This is a genomic window from Asticcacaulis sp. DW145, assembly GCF_037101385.1.
Lineage (GTDB): Bacteria > Pseudomonadota > Alphaproteobacteria > Caulobacterales > Caulobacteraceae > Asticcacaulis > Asticcacaulis currens.
This window is the reverse complement of sequence record NZ_AP029024.1, coordinates 1,707,967-1,728,163: the sequence shown is the minus strand read 5'-3', so window position 1 is coordinate 1,728,163 and position 20,197 is coordinate 1,707,967. Positions and strand designations below refer to the sequence as shown.

22 protein-coding genes are annotated in these 20,197 nt (G+C 62.5%); 15 read left to right on the top strand and 7 right to left on the bottom strand.

Features of this window, described 5'->3' with window-relative positions:
* The first annotated feature begins 273 nt into the window (after positions 1–273).
* Both AACH73_RS07945 and AACH73_RS07940 read left to right on the top strand, forming a co-directional pair.
* Positions 274–1,134: an SDR family NAD(P)-dependent oxidoreductase gene (locus tag AACH73_RS07945; RefSeq protein ID WP_338734512.1), complete on the top strand. Its 861-nt coding sequence runs from the start codon at positions 274–276 to the stop codon at positions 1,132–1,134.
* Positions 1,135–1,779 carry a TetR/AcrR family transcriptional regulator gene (locus AACH73_RS07940; protein ID WP_272741351.1) on the top strand — a complete coding sequence of 215 codons (645 nt, stop codon included), beginning with the start codon at positions 1,135–1,137 and terminating at the stop codon, positions 1,777–1,779.
* A 72-nt stretch (positions 1,780–1,851) separates the two neighbouring features.
* On the opposite strand, the gene AACH73_RS07935 is transcribed toward AACH73_RS07940, so the two are convergent.
* Positions 1,852–2,646 carry an inositol monophosphatase family protein gene (locus AACH73_RS07935; protein ID WP_272741350.1) on the bottom strand — a complete coding sequence of 265 codons (795 nt, stop codon included), beginning with the start codon at positions 2,644–2,646 and terminating at the stop codon, positions 1,852–1,854.
* Between the two features lie 161 nt (positions 2,647–2,807).
* On the bottom strand, positions 2,808–3,374 hold the full coding sequence (gene efp, locus AACH73_RS07930; protein WP_272741349.1) for an elongation factor P: 567 nt from the start codon (positions 3,372–3,374) through the stop codon (positions 2,808–2,810).
* 164 nt (positions 3,375–3,538) lie between these two features.
* Between efp and AACH73_RS07925 the strand changes: the two genes are divergently transcribed.
* A complete protein-coding gene (locus tag AACH73_RS07925; RefSeq protein WP_272741348.1) occupies positions 3,539–4,219 on the top strand; it encodes a hypothetical protein in 681 nt (226 codons plus the stop codon).
* A 66-nt stretch (positions 4,220–4,285) separates the two neighbouring features.
* Positions 4,286–5,449, top strand: a complete 1,164-nt coding sequence (locus AACH73_RS07920; RefSeq protein WP_272741347.1) for a hypothetical protein — start codon at positions 4,286–4,288, stop codon at positions 5,447–5,449.
* Here AACH73_RS07920 and thiE read toward each other — a convergent pair.
* From thiE to AACH73_RS07905, 3 genes are all read right to left on the bottom strand, one after another.
* Positions 5,424–6,041, bottom strand: a complete 618-nt coding sequence (gene thiE / locus AACH73_RS07915; protein ID WP_272741515.1) for a thiamine phosphate synthase — start codon at positions 6,039–6,041, stop codon at positions 5,424–5,426. The genes AACH73_RS07920 and thiE overlap by 26 nt on opposite strands.
* A 76-nt stretch (positions 6,042–6,117) precedes the next feature.
* Entirely contained in the window at positions 6,118–6,636 is a 519-nt protein-coding gene (locus AACH73_RS07910; RefSeq protein ID WP_272741346.1) for a DUF1465 family protein, read from the bottom strand.
* A gap of 144 nt (positions 6,637–6,780) precedes the next feature.
* Complete coding sequence (locus tag AACH73_RS07905; protein ID WP_272741345.1) at positions 6,781–7,005, bottom strand: DUF1192 domain-containing protein; 225 nt, start codon at positions 7,003–7,005, stop codon at positions 6,781–6,783.
* Between the two features lie 138 nt (positions 7,006–7,143).
* Here AACH73_RS07905 and AACH73_RS07900 point away from each other — a divergent pair, with 138 nt between their 5' ends.
* The 5 genes from AACH73_RS07900 (at position 7,144) to AACH73_RS07880 (ending at position 14,709) form a co-directional block, all read left to right on the top strand.
* On the top strand, positions 7,144–8,115 hold the full coding sequence (locus AACH73_RS07900) for an NAD(P)H-quinone oxidoreductase (protein WP_338734511.1): 972 nt from the start codon (positions 7,144–7,146) through the stop codon (positions 8,113–8,115).
* Positions 8,116–8,239: 124 nt separating this feature from the next.
* Entirely contained in the window at positions 8,240–8,950 is a 711-nt protein-coding gene (locus tag AACH73_RS07895; RefSeq protein WP_272741343.1) for a cell cycle transcriptional regulator TrcR, read from the top strand.
* Between the two features lie 202 nt (positions 8,951–9,152).
* On the top strand, positions 9,153–9,941 hold the full coding sequence (locus AACH73_RS07890; protein ID WP_272741342.1) for a type ISP restriction/modification enzyme: 789 nt from the start codon (positions 9,153–9,155) through the stop codon (positions 9,939–9,941).
* A 232-nt stretch (positions 9,942–10,173) separates the two neighbouring features.
* Complete coding sequence (locus AACH73_RS07885) at positions 10,174–12,624, top strand: alkaline phosphatase PhoX (protein WP_338734510.1); 2,451 nt, start codon at positions 10,174–10,176, stop codon at positions 12,622–12,624.
* 126 nt (positions 12,625–12,750) lie between these two features.
* On the top strand, positions 12,751–14,709 hold the full coding sequence (locus tag AACH73_RS07880; protein WP_338734509.1) for a sialate O-acetylesterase: 1,959 nt from the start codon (positions 12,751–12,753) through the stop codon (positions 14,707–14,709).
* A 217-nt stretch (positions 14,710–14,926) separates the two neighbouring features.
* On the opposite strand, the gene AACH73_RS07875 is transcribed toward AACH73_RS07880, so the two are convergent.
* Positions 14,927–15,127 carry a DUF465 domain-containing protein gene (locus AACH73_RS07875; protein ID WP_272741339.1) on the bottom strand — a complete coding sequence of 67 codons (201 nt, stop codon included), beginning with the start codon at positions 15,125–15,127 and terminating at the stop codon, positions 14,927–14,929.
* Between the two features lie 239 nt (positions 15,128–15,366).
* Between AACH73_RS07875 and AACH73_RS07870 the strand changes: the two genes are divergently transcribed.
* The 3 genes from AACH73_RS07870 (at position 15,367) to AACH73_RS07860 (ending at position 16,957) form a co-directional block, all read left to right on the top strand.
* A complete protein-coding gene (locus AACH73_RS07870) occupies positions 15,367–15,945 on the top strand; it encodes a UbiX family flavin prenyltransferase (RefSeq protein ID WP_272741338.1) in 579 nt (192 codons plus the stop codon).
* Positions 15,938–16,444: a TIGR02444 family protein gene (locus AACH73_RS07865; protein ID WP_338734508.1), complete on the top strand. Its 507-nt coding sequence runs from the start codon at positions 15,938–15,940 to the stop codon at positions 16,442–16,444. The genes AACH73_RS07870 and AACH73_RS07865 overlap by 8 nt, the downstream gene beginning before the upstream one ends.
* Positions 16,445–16,528: 84 nt before the next feature.
* Positions 16,529–16,957 (top strand): DUF465 domain-containing protein, encoded by a 429-nt coding sequence (locus AACH73_RS07860; protein WP_272741336.1) that lies wholly within the window; start codon positions 16,529–16,531, stop codon positions 16,955–16,957.
* A 42-nt stretch (positions 16,958–16,999) separates the two neighbouring features.
* Here AACH73_RS07860 and AACH73_RS07855 read toward each other — a convergent pair whose 3' ends face one another.
* Positions 17,000–17,893, bottom strand: coding sequence for a hypothetical protein (locus AACH73_RS07855; protein ID WP_338734507.1), 894 nt, complete (start codon positions 17,891–17,893; stop codon positions 17,000–17,002).
* A 244-nt stretch (positions 17,894–18,137) separates the two neighbouring features.
* Here AACH73_RS07855 and AACH73_RS07850 point away from each other — a divergent pair, with 244 nt between their 5' ends.
* The 3 genes from AACH73_RS07850 to AACH73_RS07840 all read left to right on the top strand — a co-directional run bounded on the left by AACH73_RS07850 (position 18,138) and on the right by AACH73_RS07840 (position 20,061).
* Entirely contained in the window at positions 18,138–18,545 is a 408-nt protein-coding gene (locus AACH73_RS07850; RefSeq protein ID WP_272741334.1) for a thioesterase family protein, read from the top strand.
* 11 nt (positions 18,546–18,556) lie between these two features.
* Positions 18,557–19,381, top strand: coding sequence for a protein phosphatase 2C domain-containing protein (locus AACH73_RS07845; protein ID WP_272741333.1), 825 nt, complete (start codon positions 18,557–18,559; stop codon positions 19,379–19,381).
* A 116-nt stretch (positions 19,382–19,497) separates the two neighbouring features.
* On the top strand, positions 19,498–20,061 hold the full coding sequence (locus tag AACH73_RS07840; RefSeq protein WP_272741332.1) for an OmpA family protein: 564 nt from the start codon (positions 19,498–19,500) through the stop codon (positions 20,059–20,061).
* Positions 20,062–20,197: the final 136 nt, after the last annotated feature.

The window sequence follows — 20,197 nt, the reverse complement described above, 5'->3', positions numbered from 1 at the left end:
GCGTAAGACAGCGGCTGGCATCAACAATTGTTACGGTTGTGCGAAAAAGGTATCATAAGGCCGCAAATCGCGTGATCGGGGATAAAAAGCCACTCATACGGGAAAAATTTTCCTGTTTAAACTCACGTATTTAACGGACTGAATACGTATTCACGTCTTCATATCATTGATATACTGAACGTATAGTTTTACATAGCGGCAACCCGGAACCTCCCCCCATCCGGATGAGTTTGGCCGTCCTCCCTGTACCGGCCCTTTTTGGGATAGCGTACTGTGTCAGATGATTTGTTAGAGCCCGATGGGGCTTCCGACGCGTTTGGAAGCCAGCGGGTGTGGTTTATAGCCGGGGCCTGGCATGGCCTTGGGCGCGAACTGGTGCGTGCTGCGCTCGAACGCGGCGATTTTGTGGTGGCCACGGGCCGCCGCCCGGAAACCTTTGCCACCGGGTTTGAAGACTATGCCCATGCGCTGGTGGCGCTGGCCATGGACTCTGATGACGCCCACGAAGTGCGTGTGGCGGTCGATACGGCCATCCGTTGCTTTGGCCACATTGATATTCTGGTCAACAATGCCTGCGCCAGCCTGATCGGCGCGGTGGAGGAGGCGAGCGACCTCGAAGTGCGCCGCCTGTTTGAAACCAATCTGTTCGGTGTGCTCAATGTGATGCGCGAAGTGCTGCCGCACATGCGCGAACGCCGCCGTGGCCATGTGGTGACCCTGGCCTCCGACTATCCGGAACAGGCGGCAGGCTTTGGCCTGACCCACGCGGTGCGCGGCGCGGTGATCGGCCTGTCCGAGTCGCTGACGCAGGAACTGAAACCGCTGGGGATTCAGGTGACGACCGTGGACCCCGGTATGCTGGGCGGCCCCGAAGCCCGCATCATCGCGCGTCAGGTGATCGCGGACTATGACACCCGGCTTGGGCCTGCGCGCCTGTGGCAGGAAGAGCTGGACGAGATGGTCATGGCCGGGCGTGCGCAGGCCGTGCTTCGCGCCATGGACCTCCCCGAAGCGCCCGGTCATCTGGTGCTGGGGGCGCGTGCTTATGAACGGGCGCTGCGCCGCCTGACCGCCCTTCAGGCCGAACTGTCGGCCTGGCGTAATCTGAGCTTGTATCAATCTGAGGCCGCGTAAATGACTATCGACCCTGTATCGCCTCCTGCCAAGCGCCCGCGCGGCCGCCCCCGTTCGGAAAGCGCGCGTGAGCAGATCCTTCAGGCGACGCTGGACCTGCTCGAAGCGGGCAATCTGCGCGACATTACCGCCGAAGCCATTGCGCGCAAGGCGGGGGTGTCGAAGGCGACCCTCTATAAGTGGTGGCCGAACAAGCTGCATATTGCCTTCGATGCCTTCATGGCACGTATGAGCGATGAGATCGTTGTCCCGGACACCGGGTCGTCGGAGCACGACTTCCTGATGGCGATGCGCGACGCCATGGCCTTCTATTCCTCGGCCGCCGGGCGCACCCTGGCGCAGTTGATCGCCGAAGGGCAGGGGGATGAGACCTTCAATCAGGCCCTGCTGGAAAGTTTCCTCAACCAGCGCCGCGAAGCCGTGGCGACCATCTGGCGGCGAGGGGTCGAGCGGGGCGATCTGCGTAGCGATATCGACATGCAGATGGGGCTGGACCTGATCTACGGGCCGCTGATGTTCCGCTTTCTGGCCGGGCGGTTCCATTCCATGAACGCCGAAGAGGCGGACAAGCTGATCGCCATCGTGTTCCGGGGCATTACCCCCGTCCGCCAGACTGCCGAGGCCGCCGCCCTGATCGACGCCTGACAAGGGTTTGGCTCACAACAAAAAGCCGCGCAGAGATCGCTCTGCGTGGCTTTTTGTCTTCGAGGCAATGGCTTACTTCGCCAGTTGCAGCTTTTCCAGCAATTGCGGATAAAGGTCGAGATTGGCGGCCAGCATTTCGCCGGTGATCAGCGGCGACTGATCGCCGTCCAGCGAGCCGACCTTGCCCCCCGCTTCGGTGATCAGCAGGGTGCCGGCAGCCATATCCCACGGCTTCAGACCGCGTTCCCAGTAGCCGTCCACCTGACCCGACGCCACCATGGCGAGGTCGAGCGAGCAGGCCCCCAGACGACGGATGCCCGCCGTGCGCTGCATGATCTGATGCAGTTCCTTCAGGGCCTGGGCGTGGCCGGTCTTGCCCACAAACGGCAGGCCGGTGGCGATCAGGCTGTCTTCCATCACCTTGCGGGCCGAGACGCGCAGGCGGCGGTCATTGTGATAGGCACCCTTGCCCTTTTCGGCCCAGTACAGGTCGTTGGTGATCGGGTTATAGGTCACGCCCGCGACGATCTCGCCATCGCGCTCCAGTGCCACGGTACAGGCGAACACCGGGATACCGTGCATGAAGTTGGTGGTGCCGTCGATGGGATCGACGATCCAGCGGTGCGTCTTGTCCGTGCCTTCGCGCAGACCCTGTTCTTCCCCCAAAAAGCCATAGCCGGGGCGCAGGCGGGTCAGTTCCTCGAACAGGGCGGCTTCGACGCGCTTGTCGGCAGCGGTCACGAAGTCGCCGGGGCCTTTGCGCGACACCTGAAGCTCGGTGATTTCGCCGAAGTCGCGGGACACGCCCTTGCACGCCTTGCGGATGGCGGCGACCATGGCCTGAATGAGGGCGGATTGGATTACCACGGCTTATTCCTTTAAGTTTGGCGGACGTGAGATTGCCGCCCTAACTAAAAAGTCACTTCAGGGCGAAGAACCGCTCAGAAGAACGGAGGAATGGCCCTGAAGTGACAATACTCAAATCACGAAAAACGTACCGGCACCTACACCGGGACTTTTTCGTGAGATCAATCGGCGCGGCGCATATATTCGCCGGTTTCGGTTGAAACGACGATACGCTCGCCCGTGCCCATGAAGGGCGGGATCATGACGCGCATACCGTTCGACGCCTTGGCGGGCTTATAGGAGGATGAAGCGGTCTGACCCTTGATGGTCGGCTCGGTTTCGATGACTTCCAGCACGACCGTGTCGGGCAGGGTCATGCCGATCGGCTTGCCTTCGTGGGATTCGATGACGACGATCATGCCGTCGTGCAGGAAGCGAACCTGATCTTCGCCCACCCAGTCCTTCGACAGCGAGATCTGCTCGTAGTTTTCCTGATCCATGAACACCAGCATGTCGCCATCTTCGTAGAGGTACGAATGGTCGCGTTGCTCCAGCACGGCGCGCTCAACCGTATCGTCGGAACGGAAGCGCTCGTTCAGCTTGGTGCCGGTGACGAGGTTCTTCATTTCGACCTGGGCAAAGGCGCCGCCCTTGCCGGGCTTCACGTGCTCGGTCTTCACGACGGCCCACAGACCGTTCTGATATTCGAGGATCATGCCCGGTTTGATGGTATTGGCGTTGATTTTCATGGATTCGACTTGTCAAGGAGCGAGCGCGGACGCCCAGAATAGTGTGCGCGCGTTACTACACGCTTACCCCCAACGAGGCAAGGGGGCCACGTCGCGGTGCCGGGAATCGACTTTTTATGACGGGCAGCGCATGGTAGGGACATCGAGATAAAGAGGAGCGTGACATGCTTAAGCCGACCGGACTAGCCCTTATGGCCCTGTTGACCCTGACGGCCTGTGGCAAACCGGACAAGCCGGCGGCCTCTGGTGACGCTTCGTCCACCGCCTCTCAGTCGGCGACGGAAAAGGGCGCGCAACCCCTGTCCTGCGAAGGGCCTGTCGGCAAATCCGCCACGGCGGCACAACTGCTTCAGACCTATGCCGGAAAAGCGCGCGAAGAAACGGTGCCGGGTCCGGAAGGCACGACCGAAAGCGCCATCGTCCTCTATCCCGACGATCCGGCACGCAAGGTCGTCGTTACCTTCTGGGACGAGGCCAAGACACAGGTGGCCGATGTGCGCATCGGTCGCGGCGCGGTGCAGTGGTACGGCCCCGGCAATATCCGCATCGGCTCCCCGCTCAAAGCGGTCGAAGCGGCCAATGGCAAGGGGTTCGATCTCTATGGTTTTGACTGGGACTACGGCGGCTATGCGGCGGACTTCAAGGGCGGCACGCTGGGCATGATGCCGGGCGACTGCGTGCTGAGCCTGCGCTTCGCCCCGCCGGAAGGCCACACCGGTCAGATGACCAGCGATATTGTCGGCGACACGCAGGTGGCGTCTTCCAACCCCAATATGCAGGCGCTGCAACCGGTCATCGTCGAAATGTCGGTCGGCTGGCCGTCACCTGCGGCGGCGGTGGAGTAAGACGCGCGTTGCGCTCTGGTTGACTGTGGGCGGGACCCTTTGTATCCCCTTACTCAGGGGTAGGGCATGTCAGTCGAAAAAAACTTTCGTCGCACGAAATACGACCGGCAGGAGATCATCTTGCTGCTGCTTTTCTGTGTGGGGATCTTCCTGCTGGGGCTGATCGTCTCCACAGACGAGCGCCTTTCGCTGCGCCTGCTCATATGCGGCATGAGCCTGAGCGGCGCGGTGGTCTCAGGGGTTACCTATATCAGCAGCTACTTTGCCTATCTAAAACTGGATGCTGAGGCGGTCGAATGGCGAGCCGCCTTCAAGGTTCACAGAGTGCGACGGCAGGAGGTGCTGGGTTGGGGGCTCAAGACCTCTAAATCCGTAACCCATATAGAGGTCCGGACCCTAGACGGCGACTTATGGCGTATAAAGGTGTCCTTATTTGGCGGCGCGCAAACCGCCCTTGCGGACTGGCTGAACGGGCTGCCCGATCTGGAGGCCACGGAGGAGACGTTCAAGAACAGGGCACTGCTCACCAACCCTGGCTTTGGTCCGACCGAGGTTCGTGAAGCGCGGATTTATAACCATAAAGCGTTTCTTGGCGTCCTCTCAGGCCTCTCCGGCATGGTGGCTTTCTGGACACTGATCAGCGGGTATCCGCCCGTTCGGGTGATTGCCGTGCTTATTCCGGTGCTGGTATGTGGGCTGCCAGCTCTGTCGGGTGGGCGGTGGTCGTTTTTCGGCCAACCCCGCCGGACCTTGCCCGTCTGGCATATAGCGGTCTGGCCTGTGGTGACGACAGCACTGGTCGCTTATTTCCGGTTTGAGCCCGTCGACGAGGCAGCGATCTTGGGGGGCGGTCTGGTCGCGGCGCTCGGTTTGCTGATCGTACAAAAAATGGGGGATCGTCGCGTCATAAGTTGGCTGATCCTGCCCGTAAATCTGATCTACGCCTTCAGTGCCCTCACCCTGGCCAACGGCGCCTATGAGACGGCGCCCCCGCAGTCTTTTGAAACGGAGGTGCTCAGCAAGACGTCCGGACGCTATGGGGCCAAGTTTGTGCGCGTGGAGCCTTGGGGGCCTGTAACGCAGGTCCGCAAGTTGCCTATTGGAACGCAGACCTATCGCAAGACCGAACCGGGGGACACCCTGTGCCTGACGCTCTACACCGGTGCGCTGGGCTGGCAGTACTATGACTGGAGGCGGTGTGGCCCTAAATCGCCGCCAGCAGCGCCCTGACGCCGGCCGCCGGGCCGTCCGGATGGGTCCAGACGGCGCCGGATACGGCGATAAAGTCGGCTCCGGCGGCGGAGACTTCGGCCGCATTTGCTGCGGTGATGCCGCCGATGGCGACGCAGGGGACTTCCATCGTCTCCTGCCAGATGGTCAGGGTGTCCAGTTCGGCCATGTGTTCGACCGTCTTGGTGGCGGTGGGATAGAAGGCCCCGAAGGCGACGTAGTCGGCCCCGGCCTCGGCGGCTTCCATGGCCAGATGGCGGCTATTGTGGCAGGTGACGCCGATCATGGCCTCGCCCCCCAGCCGCTTGCGCGCCTCCTTATAGGGTGTGTCGGACTGACCCACGTGCACGCCGTCAAGACGCAATTCCTTCGCCAGATCGACATGGTCGTTCATCAGCACCGCCGTACCGTGCCGGTGGGCGATCGGCGTGATCAGCCGCGTCAGCGCGCGGATTTCATCCAGAGACACGTCTTTGAGGCGGATTTGCAGGGCCGGGACCGGGCCAGCCGACAGGGCGTCGTCCACAGCGCGCGCAAAGGCGGCGTGGTCGGCAATGCTGGGTGGCGTGATGAGGTAGAGTTGCGAGGTCATCGCCTCGTCCTGCCCCAAAAGCGGGCCGGGGGCAAGTTTTTCCATCCCGCCCGCTTCGCTACAGCGGAGGAGGATATCAGAGATTGCCAAACGTGTTGCGCAGCAGGGCCATCTGATCCAGCACCGGATTGGTCTGCGGCTTGTCGGCTTCGGCTTCGACGAACATACGGCGGTCGAGGTGCGAGATGCGGTCGTACAGGCGGTTGGAGCGGTCCAGCAGTTCCAAAAGCCCCTGCGGCAGCACCTTGAGCTGATCGCCATATTCGCTCTGGGCGGCGGCCGACAGGCGATATTTTTCGTCGCAGGCGTCGCTGGCTTCCATATCGCCTTCGCGCACGGCGCGCTGCACCAGCAGCCACGAGGCAATCTGCATCAGGCGCGTGGTCAGGCGCATGGATTCACCGGCATACAGAAGAGCGTCTTCGCGGCTGAGGATGCGCGAGTCGCGACGGCCATCGCCATCCAGATAGGCCGCGGTTTCTTCCACCAGACCCATACCTTCGCGGAAGGTCCGGTCAAACAGGTCCGAACGGGCAAAATCACGCACGAGGTCCGCACGCTGGGACAGGGAAACTACGGCACCGGTATCGGACATGGCTGGCCTTCGGAAAATCTCAAAACACACAATACGAGAGTACGCAAACCGCACCCTTGGGGTCACCGCCTGTCCTGCAACGGGCGTGCCACCCGAAGCGATAAGACGGGGCGCGCACCTGCCACGCCGAACCCTAACAAAGCCCTAACTCCCCTTGAAGGAGAACAGGGCTTCTGCCGCGCTGCGCCCGGACTGCTTGGAGTCGAGCATGGTCCGGGTACGCACGATTTCGGCCTCAAGCGCGCCGATGCGCTCTTTAAGGTCGATCACCGAATAACCGCTCAGATCCTCACGGATCAAGGCATTCAGCGGCCCGCCCGGCCCTGTGCCTGAGCGAAAAGCGGAATGTAACGCTTCCTCGTCCGACATGCGGCGTCTCCTCTGGGGGTTATGTCGAGGCGCGAAAACCTTTGCAGCCAGCGCGCGAACCGTTGCGCCCGCCCCAAATGTCTCTACATAGCCTATAAAACCCCCATGGGGCGAAGAAAGCAAGCGGCACGGTTGATCATGAAAGCTATTCTCATCCGCGACGGCGGCCATTCCGCCGACGATCTGTATGTGGGCGATGTGCCGCGTCCCGAAGTGGGGCGGGGACATGTGTTAATTCGGGTCAGCCACGCCGGCGTGAACCGCCCCGACATCCTGCAAAGACAGGGCAGCTACCCGCCGCCGCCCGGTGCGTCGCCGATTATGGGCCTTGAGGTCGCCGGGACGGTCGAAACCGTCAACAGCGACGAAAACCTGTGGACAGCGGGCGACCGCGTGTGCAGCCTGGTCAATGGCGGCGGCTATGCCGAATTTGTCAGCGTCGATGCCCGCCACCTCCTGCCGGTGCCGCGCGGTCTGAGCGAGGCCGAAGCGGCGGGCCTGCCCGAAGTGTGCCTGACCGTCTATGCCAATCTGATGGAGCACGGGGCGTTGCAGGCGGGTGAGACCGTGCTGGTCCACGGGGCCAATTCCGGTATCGGCTCGATGACGGTGATGATGGCCAAGGGGTTTGGCGCCACCGTCATCGCCACGGTGCGCGGGGCGGAGCGGGCGGCGTGGGTGAAGGCGCTGGGGGCCGATCACGTGATCGACACCAGCGACAGTGATTTTGTCACCCCGGTCAAAGACCTTGGCGGGGCCGATGTGGTGCTCGACATCATGGGGGGCGACTACACGCCCAAAAACATCCTGTGCCTCAAACTCCGGGGCCGCATCGTGCAGGTCGGCATGATCCGCGGCAACACCACCCAAATCGAGTTGCCGCGTCTGATGCAGAAGCAGGGCATACTGACGGGCTCGATGCTCAGACCGCGCAGCGCCGACGAAAAGGCCCGCCTCAGCGCGGCGGTGGCCGAACGCGTGTGGCCGCTGATCGAAGGCGGGGCCATCCGCCCGGTGCTTGCCAAAGTGTTCGACGCCGCCGACGCCGGAGCGGCGCAGGCCTATCTCGATAGCGGCCAGCACACGGGCAAGGTGGTGCTGAGGTGGTGATCCGGCTACCCGTTTTGTCGCGGATAATCCTATTCCCTTCGATGAAAAATCGGTCTATAGCGGTGACAAGAATCCCCTCACGCCCGGTCGCAAAGGCCGGGCGTAGCTATTTGTGAGACTGAATATGGCCGAAATTCTGATGCCGAAAGCGACCGCCGTGTGGCTGGTCGATAATACCAGCCTCTCGTTCGAGCAGATCGCCGATTTCTGCGGCCTGCACCTGCTCGAAGTGAAAGGCATTGCCGACGGCGAAGTGGCGCGCGACATCCGCGGGGCCGACCCGATCGCCAATGGTCAGTTGACCCGCGAAGAACTGGACAAGGCGGAAAAGACCCCGTCCTACCGTATGCAGGCGCAAAAGAGCCGCCACGCCGAACTGCTTAAGCCGCAAAAGAAGGCCCCGCGCTACACCCCCGTGTCGCGCCGTCAGGACCGCCCGGACGCCATCTACTGGTTCGTCAAGAACCACCCGGAAGTCACGGACGCGCAGATTTCCAAGCTGCTCGGCACCACCAAGACCACCATCGAGCAGGTGCGCAACCGCACCCACTGGAACGCCGCCAACCTCAAGCCGGTGGACCCGGTGACGCTGGGTCTCGTCTCGCAGATCGAGCTGGACGCCGCCGTCAGAAAGGCCGCCGAAGTGAAGCGCAAGCAGGCCGAAAAGCTGGGCATCCCGCTGGACGATCCGTCGCTGCAACCGGCGGCCCCGGTCGTGGTGCCGTTCGATGAGGAAGAAGACACCTATAGCCGCAAGGCCGACCTGACGGTCGAAGACGTCTTCGGCTCGGCCCCGTCCAAGCCCGTCCACGACGAGGAAGACGACGAATACTGATCGGCCACGCGGCCATCAAAACGGAAAAAGCCAGCGGAAACGCTGGCTTTTTTTTGTGCGCGCGGGTCACGTAAATCTTATTCAGGGTTGCATCCGGCAATGCACCTGCGCCACTGTGGCGGCGGGAATCGACGCGGGGAGCGCCACCTTTGAGTCAGATACTGATCCAGCAGTTTCTCAACGAACTGACCACCCTGAAAAGGTGTCCGGTTCCCTGTCGGAATCGGTAATCCGCGAAGCCTTCAAGGACCTGCTCAAAGGCTGGGCCAAGCAGTCGGGTCTGGTCTTCGCCCCCGAACTGCGCATGGAAAGCGCGCAAAAGACGGCGGTCATCCCCGACGGCACCATTCTGCACGATCTGCGCGTGCCTCTGGGCTATTGGGAGTCGAAGGACACCCAGGACGACCTTGACGAGGAAATCCGCAAGAAGCGCCTGAAAGGCTACCCCACCGACAACATCATCTTCGAAAACTCGCACACCGCCGTCCTGATCCAGAACGGCAATGAGGTGATGCGGGCGCAGAACCTCAAACGCGACTTCCCGCGCGTGCCGTTGTATGAGGATTTTGCCCGCTGGCGCGACTGGGGGCAGACCCTGCTCGACCTGCATATCGGCTATGAAGGCGTTGAGCCGTTCGCTCTGACGCGGGTGGATACGCCGGATACGCGCGCCCGTGCGGCGGGGCTGAATCCCACCCCAAAGCTGAAATCCGACGCGCAAAACGGCATGATCACGCTCGATTCCGAAACCGTGCTGACCGGCGTGCCGCCTGAGGCCTTTGACTATCGCCTCGGCAACCGTTCGGCCATCGACTGGGTGCTGGATCAGTACAAGAAAAAGACGCCGAAGGACAAAACCATCCGCGAAAAGTTCAACACCTACCGCTTTGCCGACTATAAGGAGACGGTGATCGACCTGTTGCAGCGCGTCACCACGGTCAGCGTGAAAACCGTGGCTATCACCGAAGCGATGAGGGCGGTGAAGCGTTAGATTGTGGTGATGATGTAACGTTTGCGATCCTCCTCCCCCTATCGCGGGGAGGAGAAAACAGCCGCGTTAGACCTTAAATCTTCACCGCAGCCCGGAGCTTTGTGGCCAAAGCCGTGCGCGGCTTGTGCTTACCGTTCGCAACCGTCATCAAAACACTACCAAGTCGTTAAACGGTCGTCACACAACCGTCGGAAGAAAGAGCTCCCGTAATACATAATGGAGGGCTCCCCGCATGTCCGATTCCCGACTGACCGGCCGTCACAGCGACGGTGATCTTGAGTTCAATACCTCGAACAATCCGTCGCTGGGCGAGGTTATCCGTGAGCGTCAGTCGCGTCGTCAACTGCTGGGGGGCATGGTCGCTGTGGCCGGTCTGTTCGGTCTGAGCGCCTGTGGCGGCAGCGATGACGACAAGCCGTCGGCGGCGGTAATCAATGCCGGTCAGACCGGCGCCTCGACCTCGGGCCGCGTCGTGACGCTGAACGGCAGCGCCACTCAGGCAAAGAGCCTGACCTGGACGCAGGTCGCCGGGCCGTCGGTCACGCTCAGTGACGCCACCTCGGTCAGCCCGACCTTTATCGCGCCGTCGGTCGCCGCGACCACCAATCTGGAATTTCGCCTGACCGCCGTCGATGGTCAGGGCCGCAGCGTGTCTCAGGACACGCTGGTCACCATTAGCCCGGCGCAACTGGGCTTCAATGCGGTGGCCAAGAACAAGAACGACATCGTCACCGTGCCCGACGGCTATTCAGTCAGCGTGCTGTACCGCATGGGCGACCCGATCCTGTCGGGTGTGGCCGCCTTTGCCAATAACGGCACCGACACCAACTTTGCCGGTCGCGCCGGCGATCACCACGACGGTATGGCCTTCTTCGGTCTGGCCGCCACGGGCAATACGCGCGATGCCAACAGCTCGACGCGCGGCCTCCTGGTTATGAACCACGAAAACATCACGGCCTCTTACCTGCACGCCAATGGCCCGACCGCCGGGGCGGCGCGTCTGGAAGCCGAAGCGATCAAGGAAATCGAAGCCCACGGCGTCAGCGTCGTCGAAGTGACGCAGTCGGGTGGGGCCTGGACCTATGTGCAGGGTGGGGCGCTCAACCGCCGCATCACTCCGAATACGCCGATGGCGCTCAGCGGTCCGGCGCGCGGCGATGCGCAACTGAAGACCGTCTATTCGACCGATGGCACCGGGGCCCGCGGCACCATCAATAACTGCGCCAACGGCATCACCGCCTGGGGCAGCTATCTGACCTGCGAAGAAAACTGGGCCGGCTATTTCCGCCGCGCATCGGGCGACAACGCCAACCGCAGCGCCAAATCTGTGGTGGCGCTGAACCGCTATGGCCTGTCGCAAGGGGCCGCCGGGGCCAATAACTGGGCCACGGTCACCGCCGCCAACACGGCCGATCAGTGGAAGTTCTCCAAGTGGAACACCACGGTCGATACGACCAAGGCCGCTGATGGCACGGGCGACTATCGCAACGAAGCCAACCAGTACGGCTGGGTGGTCGAAATCGACCCCTATGACGCCAATTCGGTGCCGCGCAAGCGCACGGCGCTGGGCCGCATGGGTCACGAAGGCGCGTGGCCGGCCCCGTTTGTGGCGGGCCGTAAGCCGGTCTTCTACATGGGCGACGACTCGCGTGGCGAATATTTCTACAAGTTCGTGTCGGCCACGCCGTGGTCGGCGGCGGACGCCAATGCCACCGACCGTCTGGCCATCGGCGACAAGTATCTCGATAACGGCACGCTTTATGTGGCGCGCTTTGACGCGACGGGTCAGGGCGTGTGGCTGCCGCTCGTCTTCGGCACCGGCGTGCTGACGGCGGCCAATGCCACCTATGCCTTCGCCAATCAAGCCGATGTGCTGATCAATACCCGTCTGGCCGCTGATGTTCTCGGCGCCACCAAGATGGACCGTCCGGAATGGGCGGCGGTCAACCCGGCCAATGGCGAGGTCTATCTGACCCTGACCAACAACAATGCCTCGAACCGCCCGCTGACGGGCACCAATGCCGCCAACCCGCGTCACTATAACGATCCGGTGGGCACGACCAACAACTACGGCAACCCCAACGGCCACATCATCCGTCTGCGCGAAACCGGGGATACGCCGGAAGCCACCAGCTTCCAGTGGGACATCTACGCCTTCGGGGCCGGGGCCGACCTCGATGCGACCAATATCAATATCTCCGGCCTTGACGCCACCAACGACTTCTCCAGCCCGGATGGTCTGTGGTTCTCGCGCAGCAGCAACGCCGGCGGTCTGGTCAATCCACTGTTGTGGATTCAGACCGATGACGGGGCCTATACCGACGTTACCAACTGCATGATGCTGGCGGCCATGCCGGGCCGTGTCGGCGACGGCGGCGCGCGCACCATCACCAATACGGGCACGGGTGGCGCGACGGCCACGCAGAGCACATTTGTGGGTAAGGCCCCGGGGATGCAACTGCGCCGCTTCCTCGTCGGGCCGAAGGAGTGCGAAATCACCGGCATCGACACGACGCCGGATGGCCGCACCCTGTTCGTCAATATCCAGCATCCGGGCGAAAACGGTACGGCCAGCAATATCACGTCTAACTGGCCCTATAGCCAGTCGGGCACGACGGCAGGCCGTCCGCGTTCGGCCACCATCGTCATCACCAAGACGGACGGCGGCGTGATCGCGCTTTAAAATACTATTATACGACTAAAGTCGGCCGGATGCCTGTGGGTGTCCGGCCTTTTTGCGTTTGACCGGCAGGGGTAGGCGGGGTTAGCGTTAGCGCTAACAAAAACACACATACAGGGAGTGAGGACGATGCGACTCTGGCTTGCGGGATTAATCGCGCTGGGCCTGCCGCTGACGGCCCAGCCACAGGCACAGGCACAGGACAAACCCATTCAAAAGGCCCTTCTGGCCGATATGTTCCGCGACCACGCGGTGCTTCAGCGCGACCGGGCTGTCCCCGTCTGGGGCGAGGCGAAGCCGGGCGAAACGGTGACGCTGAGCTTCGGCTCCGCCCGTGTGACAGCGCTGACTGACGCGACCGGCCACTGGCGCGCTGACCTGCCGCCGCTGCCGGCGGGGGGCCCCTATGTGCTGACGGCGGCGACCGGCACGGCGAAACAGACCGTGTCCGATGTGCTGGTCGGGGATGTCTTCCTCTGTTCCGGTCAGTCGAACATGGAATGGAACCTGAAGGACACAATCGGCGCGGCGGATCAGATCGCCACCTCGCAGAACAATACGCTGCGCATGATGACGGTGCAGAAGACGCAGGCCTTTACCCGGCAATCGCATTTTGCCATCCCGACCGAATGGCAGATCGCTTCGCCCGCCACCACGCCCAACTGGTCGGCGGTGTGCTATAACTTCGCCCGCGATCTGCAAACCCACGTCAATGTGCCCATCGGCCTGATCAATGCCTCCTGGGGCGGGTCGAAGATCCAGCCGTGGATGAGCCGTGGCGCCCTGCAAAAGCTCGGCGGTTATGAGGACGGTCTGGCCATGCTCGACGCCTACGCGGCCGATCAGAGCAAGGCGGCTCAGACCTATGGTCAGGCCTTCATGCGCTGGTGGCAGGCTTCAAAGGGGCCGGGGACGCCGTGGGCCGTGACGCCCAGGGCGCTGAGCGGCTGGGCCGCAGCCCCGGACGTCAGCCGTAATTTCGAGGATTGGGGTGTCAAGGGCTTAAGCGACTATAACGGCCCGCTGTGGTACGCCACTACGGTCAGGCTCAGCGCTGCCGAAGCCAAACAGGGCGCGACCCTCAGCCTGGGGGCCATCGACGATATCGACCTGACCTTCGTCAATGGCGTGGCCGTGGGCTATACCTCCGCCCCACCGGAGCCGCGTCATTATAAGCTGGCACCGGGCACGCTGAAGGCCGGGGACAATGTGATCGTCGTGCAGGCGGTTGATCTGTGGGCCAAGGGCGGCATGTTCGGCGACGCCGTGCGCGAGCTGCGGCTGGCCAATGGTACCGCCAAGCCCTTGCAGAGCGGCTGGCACTACTGGCAACCGCCGCAAAACGTCCGCCAACCCCCGACCGCGCCGTGGGACCCGACCGGCGGTATGATCACCCTGCATCAGGCGATGATCGCGCCCATCGGGCCGTATGCCCTGACCGGGGCGCTGTGGTATCAGGGCGAGTCCAATACGGGTGAAGCGGCGAAGTATGAAGCGCTGATGGCCGGGCTGATGGCCGACTGGCGGCAGCAGTTCGGACCGGATACGGCCTTCCTTCTGGTGCAACTGGCCAATTTCGGAGCCATTCCCACCGCGCCCGTCGAGTCGGGCTGGGCCGGTGTGCGTGAGGCGCAACGTCTCGCCGCGCTCAATGACAAGCGGGCCGCCTACGCCGTCACCATCGACATCGGCAATCCGCTCGACATCCACCCGCGCGACAAGCTGACCGTGGGTAAGCGCCTGTCGCGCGCCGCGCAAAGCCTGATCTATAAGGCTCCGCTGTCGCCCTCCGGTGGCGTGCCCATCGAAGCCACCCGCGCCAACGGGCAGGTGACGGTGCGCTTTGCCCGCCTCGACGGGGCCCTGAAGACCAGCAGCGGTGACACGGCTGTGCGCTTTGAACTGTGCGGTGAGGGCGTCGGAACCTGTCAGTACGCCGATGCGCGTCTGGCCGGGGACGCGGTGGTGCTCAGCGGGCCGTCAGCCGCCATGGCCACCCGTGTGCGCTACTGCTGGGGGGACTCGCCGGTGTGTAACCTCACCGACGCCACACTGCCCGTCAGTCCGTTCGAGATTGAGGTGAAATAGGTAAAGCGCCTCCGTCGGGCAGGGGCCCAGAGCGCATTCCGAAAAGTGTGCAGCGGTTTTTTGGAATCAAATGCGCGACTAAACAAATGGCTGGAGCAAGATTTCGGTTCAATCTGAACGAAATCCCGCTCCAGCCCCTGCACCCGGATGGTTTGCAACAAAAAACGCCGGAGGTGTCCCCTCCGGCGTTCGTGTTTCAAAAAGCCATCACCCCCCATCACTGAAGGGTCTCATGCGGTCTTTCCTGTCGCAGAGTGGCTTTGATAGTGTCGATTTCATCCTTCAGTTTCAACTTCTTACGCTTAAGTTCCTTGAGATAGAGCGAGTCCGCCGAAGGCGAACGCGATTCGCGGGCGATGGTGTCCTTGAGGACCTGATGACGGTGATCAAGTTCACGCACTCTCGCTTCGATGCTCATGAGCTATCTCCTTTGCTCGTAAGACTGGGCCGGAAGAGGATACTGCCGACCGAAACCCCATCCCTTTTCCCACATCCTCCGTGGTCGGATCGAGGCCTGAACACGTATAGGAAACACCCAAAGCGCTTTACTGTGTAATCACGATCCATTACATCCGATCACGGATTTGCGAGATTCATATTTAGTAAAAGCTTAATCTTATGAGCCACTTATTGTGGCGACAAAAAGGACGCGCGGCAATGGCGGAAGCTAATCAAAGACTTATCGTGGCCATATCCGGGGCGTCCGGTGCGGTCTATGGTATCACCGCACTGCGAAGGCTGCGTGAGCTTAAGATCGAAAGCCATCTGGTCGTGTCGCGCGCGGCGGCCCTGTCCCTGAATGCCGAAACCGACCTCACGATTGGCGATCTCAACGCTCTGGCTGATCAGGTGCATAAGGTCGGCGACATCGGGGCGACGATTGCTTCGGGCTCCTTTCGCACCTTGGGGATGCTGGTCGCGCCGTGCTCGATCAAGACGATGAGCGAAATCACCACGGGCGTCACCTCCAACCTGATCAGCCGGGCCGCGGATGTGGTGCTGAAAGAGCGGCGGCGGCTGGTGCTGATGGTGCGCGAAAGCCCGCTGCATCTGGGGCACTTACGCACTATGACCGCCGTAACCGAGATGGGGGCCATCGTCGCCCCGCCGGTGCCGGCCTTCTACACCCGCCCGCAGTCCCTTCAGGAAATGGTGGATCAGAGCGTGGCGCGGGCGCTGGACCTGTTCGGGCTCGATGCCCCGATGACGCGCTGGAACGGGCTTAAGGGTGAGTGACTCAGGCACGACCTTCTGGGACTGGGCGCTGACAGCCTACGCCGGTGAGGGCGTGCCCTCATTGTGCCTTGAGCTTCAGGACACGCACGGGCAGAACGTGCCGCTGGTGCTGTTTGCCGTGTGGGCCGGGGTGCGCGGCGTGGCGCTGGACGAAGAGACGGCGGAGGCGGCGGTCGATATATCGCGCGCCTACGCCGATACGGTGGTCGTGCCGTTACGCACTATCCGTCAGCGGATGCGCGTTGTGGTGGGCGACATGGACGACGCCCACCGCGAAGCCTTGCGCAGCCGCGTCAAGGCACTGGAGATCGAGGCCGAACGCGCCCAGATGGAGGCTCTGGCGGCCTTGATAGGGGGCGGCTCCGCCGAGCCGGAAAAGACCGCGCGCGACAACCTGCTAGCCGTGGCGCGGCTATGGGCGCGGGTTGTGCCGCGAAATCCGCTCAATGCCTTCTGCGATGCCCTTTCGGAGCGCGGTTTTTTGAGGTATAATCCCTGATATTCACAGGCAGCCCGGTGCGCTTCACAGGGACGGCCTGATCACTCAGAACGTCCCCTTCAGAACGAACCGGAGCTGGTCCACATGCACGATGACAGCAATATCCGCGCTCTTTTCCGTCCCGACTCTTTGCAACTGGTGAAAAACACGCCGGTCGAATCGAGCAGCGACCTCGAACGCCGGGTGATCCATCGTGAAGACCTCGATCACACCAATCTGGAACTGGTGACCGAAGAGGCGCTGGAATACCAGAAAGACGACCTGGAACCCGTGCTGCGCGAAACCGATCCGGCCATTGCCGCTTTGCCGCTGGATGCCGAGACGGTCAATCTGCGCACGCAACTGGCGCACCTGCGTCAGGAGCACAAGGATCTCGATGATTCGATTCTGGCACTGGAAACCATGCCCTTGCCGGACCAGATCCTGATCGCCCGTCTGAAGCGCAAGAAACTGGCCGTGCGCGATCAGATCAGCACGCTGGAAGACCGCATCCGCCCGGACATCATCGCCTGATGTCTCCTCCCCATTGCGGCGCAACGGGGAGGAAGAAGACGTCTAATCCTGATCGCGCTGGCGGCCGCCGATGGCCCCCGCCACCGCCCCGATAAAGGCGCCGATCAGCAGCGAAATAAAGCTGTACAACATCACCTGGGCCCACGCTTTGCGGGCTTCATCGGCCGCTTCGAGCGCCGCGTTACGCGCAGTCTTGGCCTGTGCCAGAACCGTATCGACGCGGGCGGCGGCTTCGGCTTCGCTGAGATTGGTGCGTGCGGCAATCAGAGACGCGAGATAGGCCTTGTCCGCCGGCGACACGTCGCCATGTTCGATGCCATATCTGAGGATGCGTCCGGTTTCGGCGCTGACATCGGGCAGGGTCTGACCCGCCGGAGCCCCCGCGACCGGAGCGGTCGGGTTTGATGAGGCCCTGTACAGCATGTCGGTATAATAGGCCGTTGTCGGATCGGCCTTGTCACCTGAAGCGGCCCCGGCGGCGACCGTGGCCCCGGCCTGTACGCCCGAACCCACGACCGCGCCGGCGACGCTGGCCAGTACGGCGGCGGTAAACAGCGTGGCCACGGCCCAGGCAAGGAAGCCCTGCGCCGTATCGCGGAAGAAGGCTTCGTCCTTATCGACGCCGACATAGGTTTTGCGCAGCCGTCCGGCCAGATAGCCGCCCAGGGCCGAGGACAGCCACTGCATGACGATCAGCCATACGGCCGCCCAGACAGTCAGTTTGGTCGCGGTGTCACCCAGAGGCTCCCATGGGGAAACCGACGACAGGCCCAGCCCCTGTCCCAGCATCAGCAGCATCAGGGACAGGGCTGCGGCGGCCGCCGCTCCGGCCAGAATCGACGGCCAGCAGGCCCCGGAACCGGGCGTCACCTCGTAATAGTCGTCGTCGTAAAGGTCCGCCTGTGCGGATTGAACCGCCGGATCGAGCGTTTTCATATGATGGCCTCGATCAGCGGAACAAAAGCGCCAGCAGGATGATGACGGGGATCGGCACCCCCAGAAGCCAAAGCAGAACGGCACGGCCCATAATCGTATCTCCCTATGATGATCGGTGGCCTCAGCTTGGGCTTTTCGCGGTGGGTTTGCTGTGCCGGAAAGCGAGCCGTTTGTAATTTCGCCGTAAAAGGGAAGGGGTTGCCGTGCGTCGTTTGAGCCGCTACCAGCAATGCCGGAGGTGCCCATGCTCAACCGTGTCGAAGACGGCGTTTTCATCACTACGCTTAAGGTGCGCGATTCCGAATGCGACGCGCAGGGCGTCGTCAATAACGCCAACTATCTGGTCTATATGGAATATGCGCGACACGAATTCCTTGAGCATCAGGGGGTGAAGTTCGCAGACCTGATCCCGCAGAACATCTTTCTGATGACCTCGCACATGGAGATCGACTTCGTGAACTCGCTCACCGGCGGCCAGGTGTTCGAGGTGCGCTCACAGGTGCGGCGGGAACGCGCCAAGATCGTCTTCGATCAGCAGGTGGTGCGCGTCGCCGATCAGGCCGTGTGTATCCGCGCGCGCGTCGATGTGATCTGCAAGATCGACGGTCGCCTGACGCGCGGTGAGTGGTTTGACGCCTATATGCCGGTTTAAAGGAGCGCCTTATGCGTATCGTGTCTCAGGGGTCGGATCGCGGCGGCGTCTATAATGAGGATGCACTGGGCGCTTCGGGCGATGCGGTGTGGCTTCTGGATGGGGCTACGTCGCTGGGGCCGTCGCGCATGGCGGGGACCAGTGACGCCGCGTGGTTTGCGCACTTCGTTTCGGACAGGCTGGTCCACACGACCGGTAGCGTGCATGAGCGCCTGAGCGCGGCCATCGACGCGGCGCGGGCGGTTTACGAGGCCTTGGGCCCGTTGCCGGAGGCCCCGTGGGCCATGCCCTCGGCGGGCGCGGCGATGCTGCGGCGCGGCGGCGATATGCTCGAAATCGGCGTACTGGGCGATGTAAAGGTGTGGCTGATCGCCCCGGACGGTGCGGTGACGGCCCTGCCGGGCGGCGAGGTTCTGGAGGCGCTCGATGCGGCGGCACTTGAGCGATTGGTCGCCATGCGCGCCGAACAGGGACCGATCGGCCTGAAGGCGGCGCGGACGCAGCTTGATCCCCTGTTGTGCGATAATCGCTCGAAAATGAATACAGAGGGCGGCTACTGGGTGTTGAGCCTCGATACGGCCTGTCTGGCGGGGATGCAGGTGAAGACCGTTCCGGCGCTTGGGGTACGGTCCGTGCTGATGGCCACCGATGGATTTTACGACCTGTGGGGGGCCTATGGCGTGCCGTTCGCCGAAGTGTTGGAAGGGCTGCGGGCCGGGCAGGGCGAGGCGCTGATCGGGCGTCTGCGCGATATCGAACGCGCCGATCCGGAGGGGCTGCGCTATCCGCGCTTCAAGCCGCACGATGACGCCAGTTGGCTGCTGGTCGAAATATAAAGAGGCGATGTGGTTCGCGTCTTCCGGAAATAACGCGCCCTTTTTCGGTCTATTTTTGCCGTCTTATTTGACGGGCGTGGCGGAAATGGGTGGATTCGTGAACAGAAAGGTTTTCGATGACGCGTTTAAAATCCGGGGCCCTGCTTGTGGCGATCCCCCTTATGCTCTCGATGACGGCCTGTGCCAGCCACAAGTACGTCGATGAGAAGATTACGGCGACCAATGGCCGCATCGACCAGCAGGAGACCCGTCTCACCCAGCTCGATCAGACCACGCAGGAAGCGCTGAGCCGCGCCACCGCGGCGGGCAAGCTGGCCGAGGGCAAGTTCAACTACTCCGTCGTGCTGAGCGACGACTCGATCAGGTTTGACACCGACAAGGCTGTCCTGTCTGAGCAGGGCAAGCAGGTGCTGGCGGACCTCGCCGCGCGGCTGAAGCGCGAAAACAAGAATGTCTATCTGGAAATTCAGGGCTTTACCGACTCGACCGGTACGGACGACATCAACTATCGCCTCGGCAATGCCCGTGCCGACAGCGTGAAACGCTTCCTCAACAGTCAGGGCGTGGCGCTGAATCGCATGGCCTCCATCTCCTATGGGGCGGAACAGCCCGTCGCGCCGAACACGACGCGCGAAGGCCGCGCCGCCAATCGCCGCGTGGTGATCGTGGTCTTGTCCTAACCCAAAAACGCCCGGCTGATCGCTCAGCCGGGCGCTTCGTGTTTCGTTAGAGCGAAATGATTTCCAGTGGAATCATTTCGCTCAAGCCGCCATTGAGGCGGCGGCCAAGGTGGCGGAGCCCGCACCCGGCGAGGGG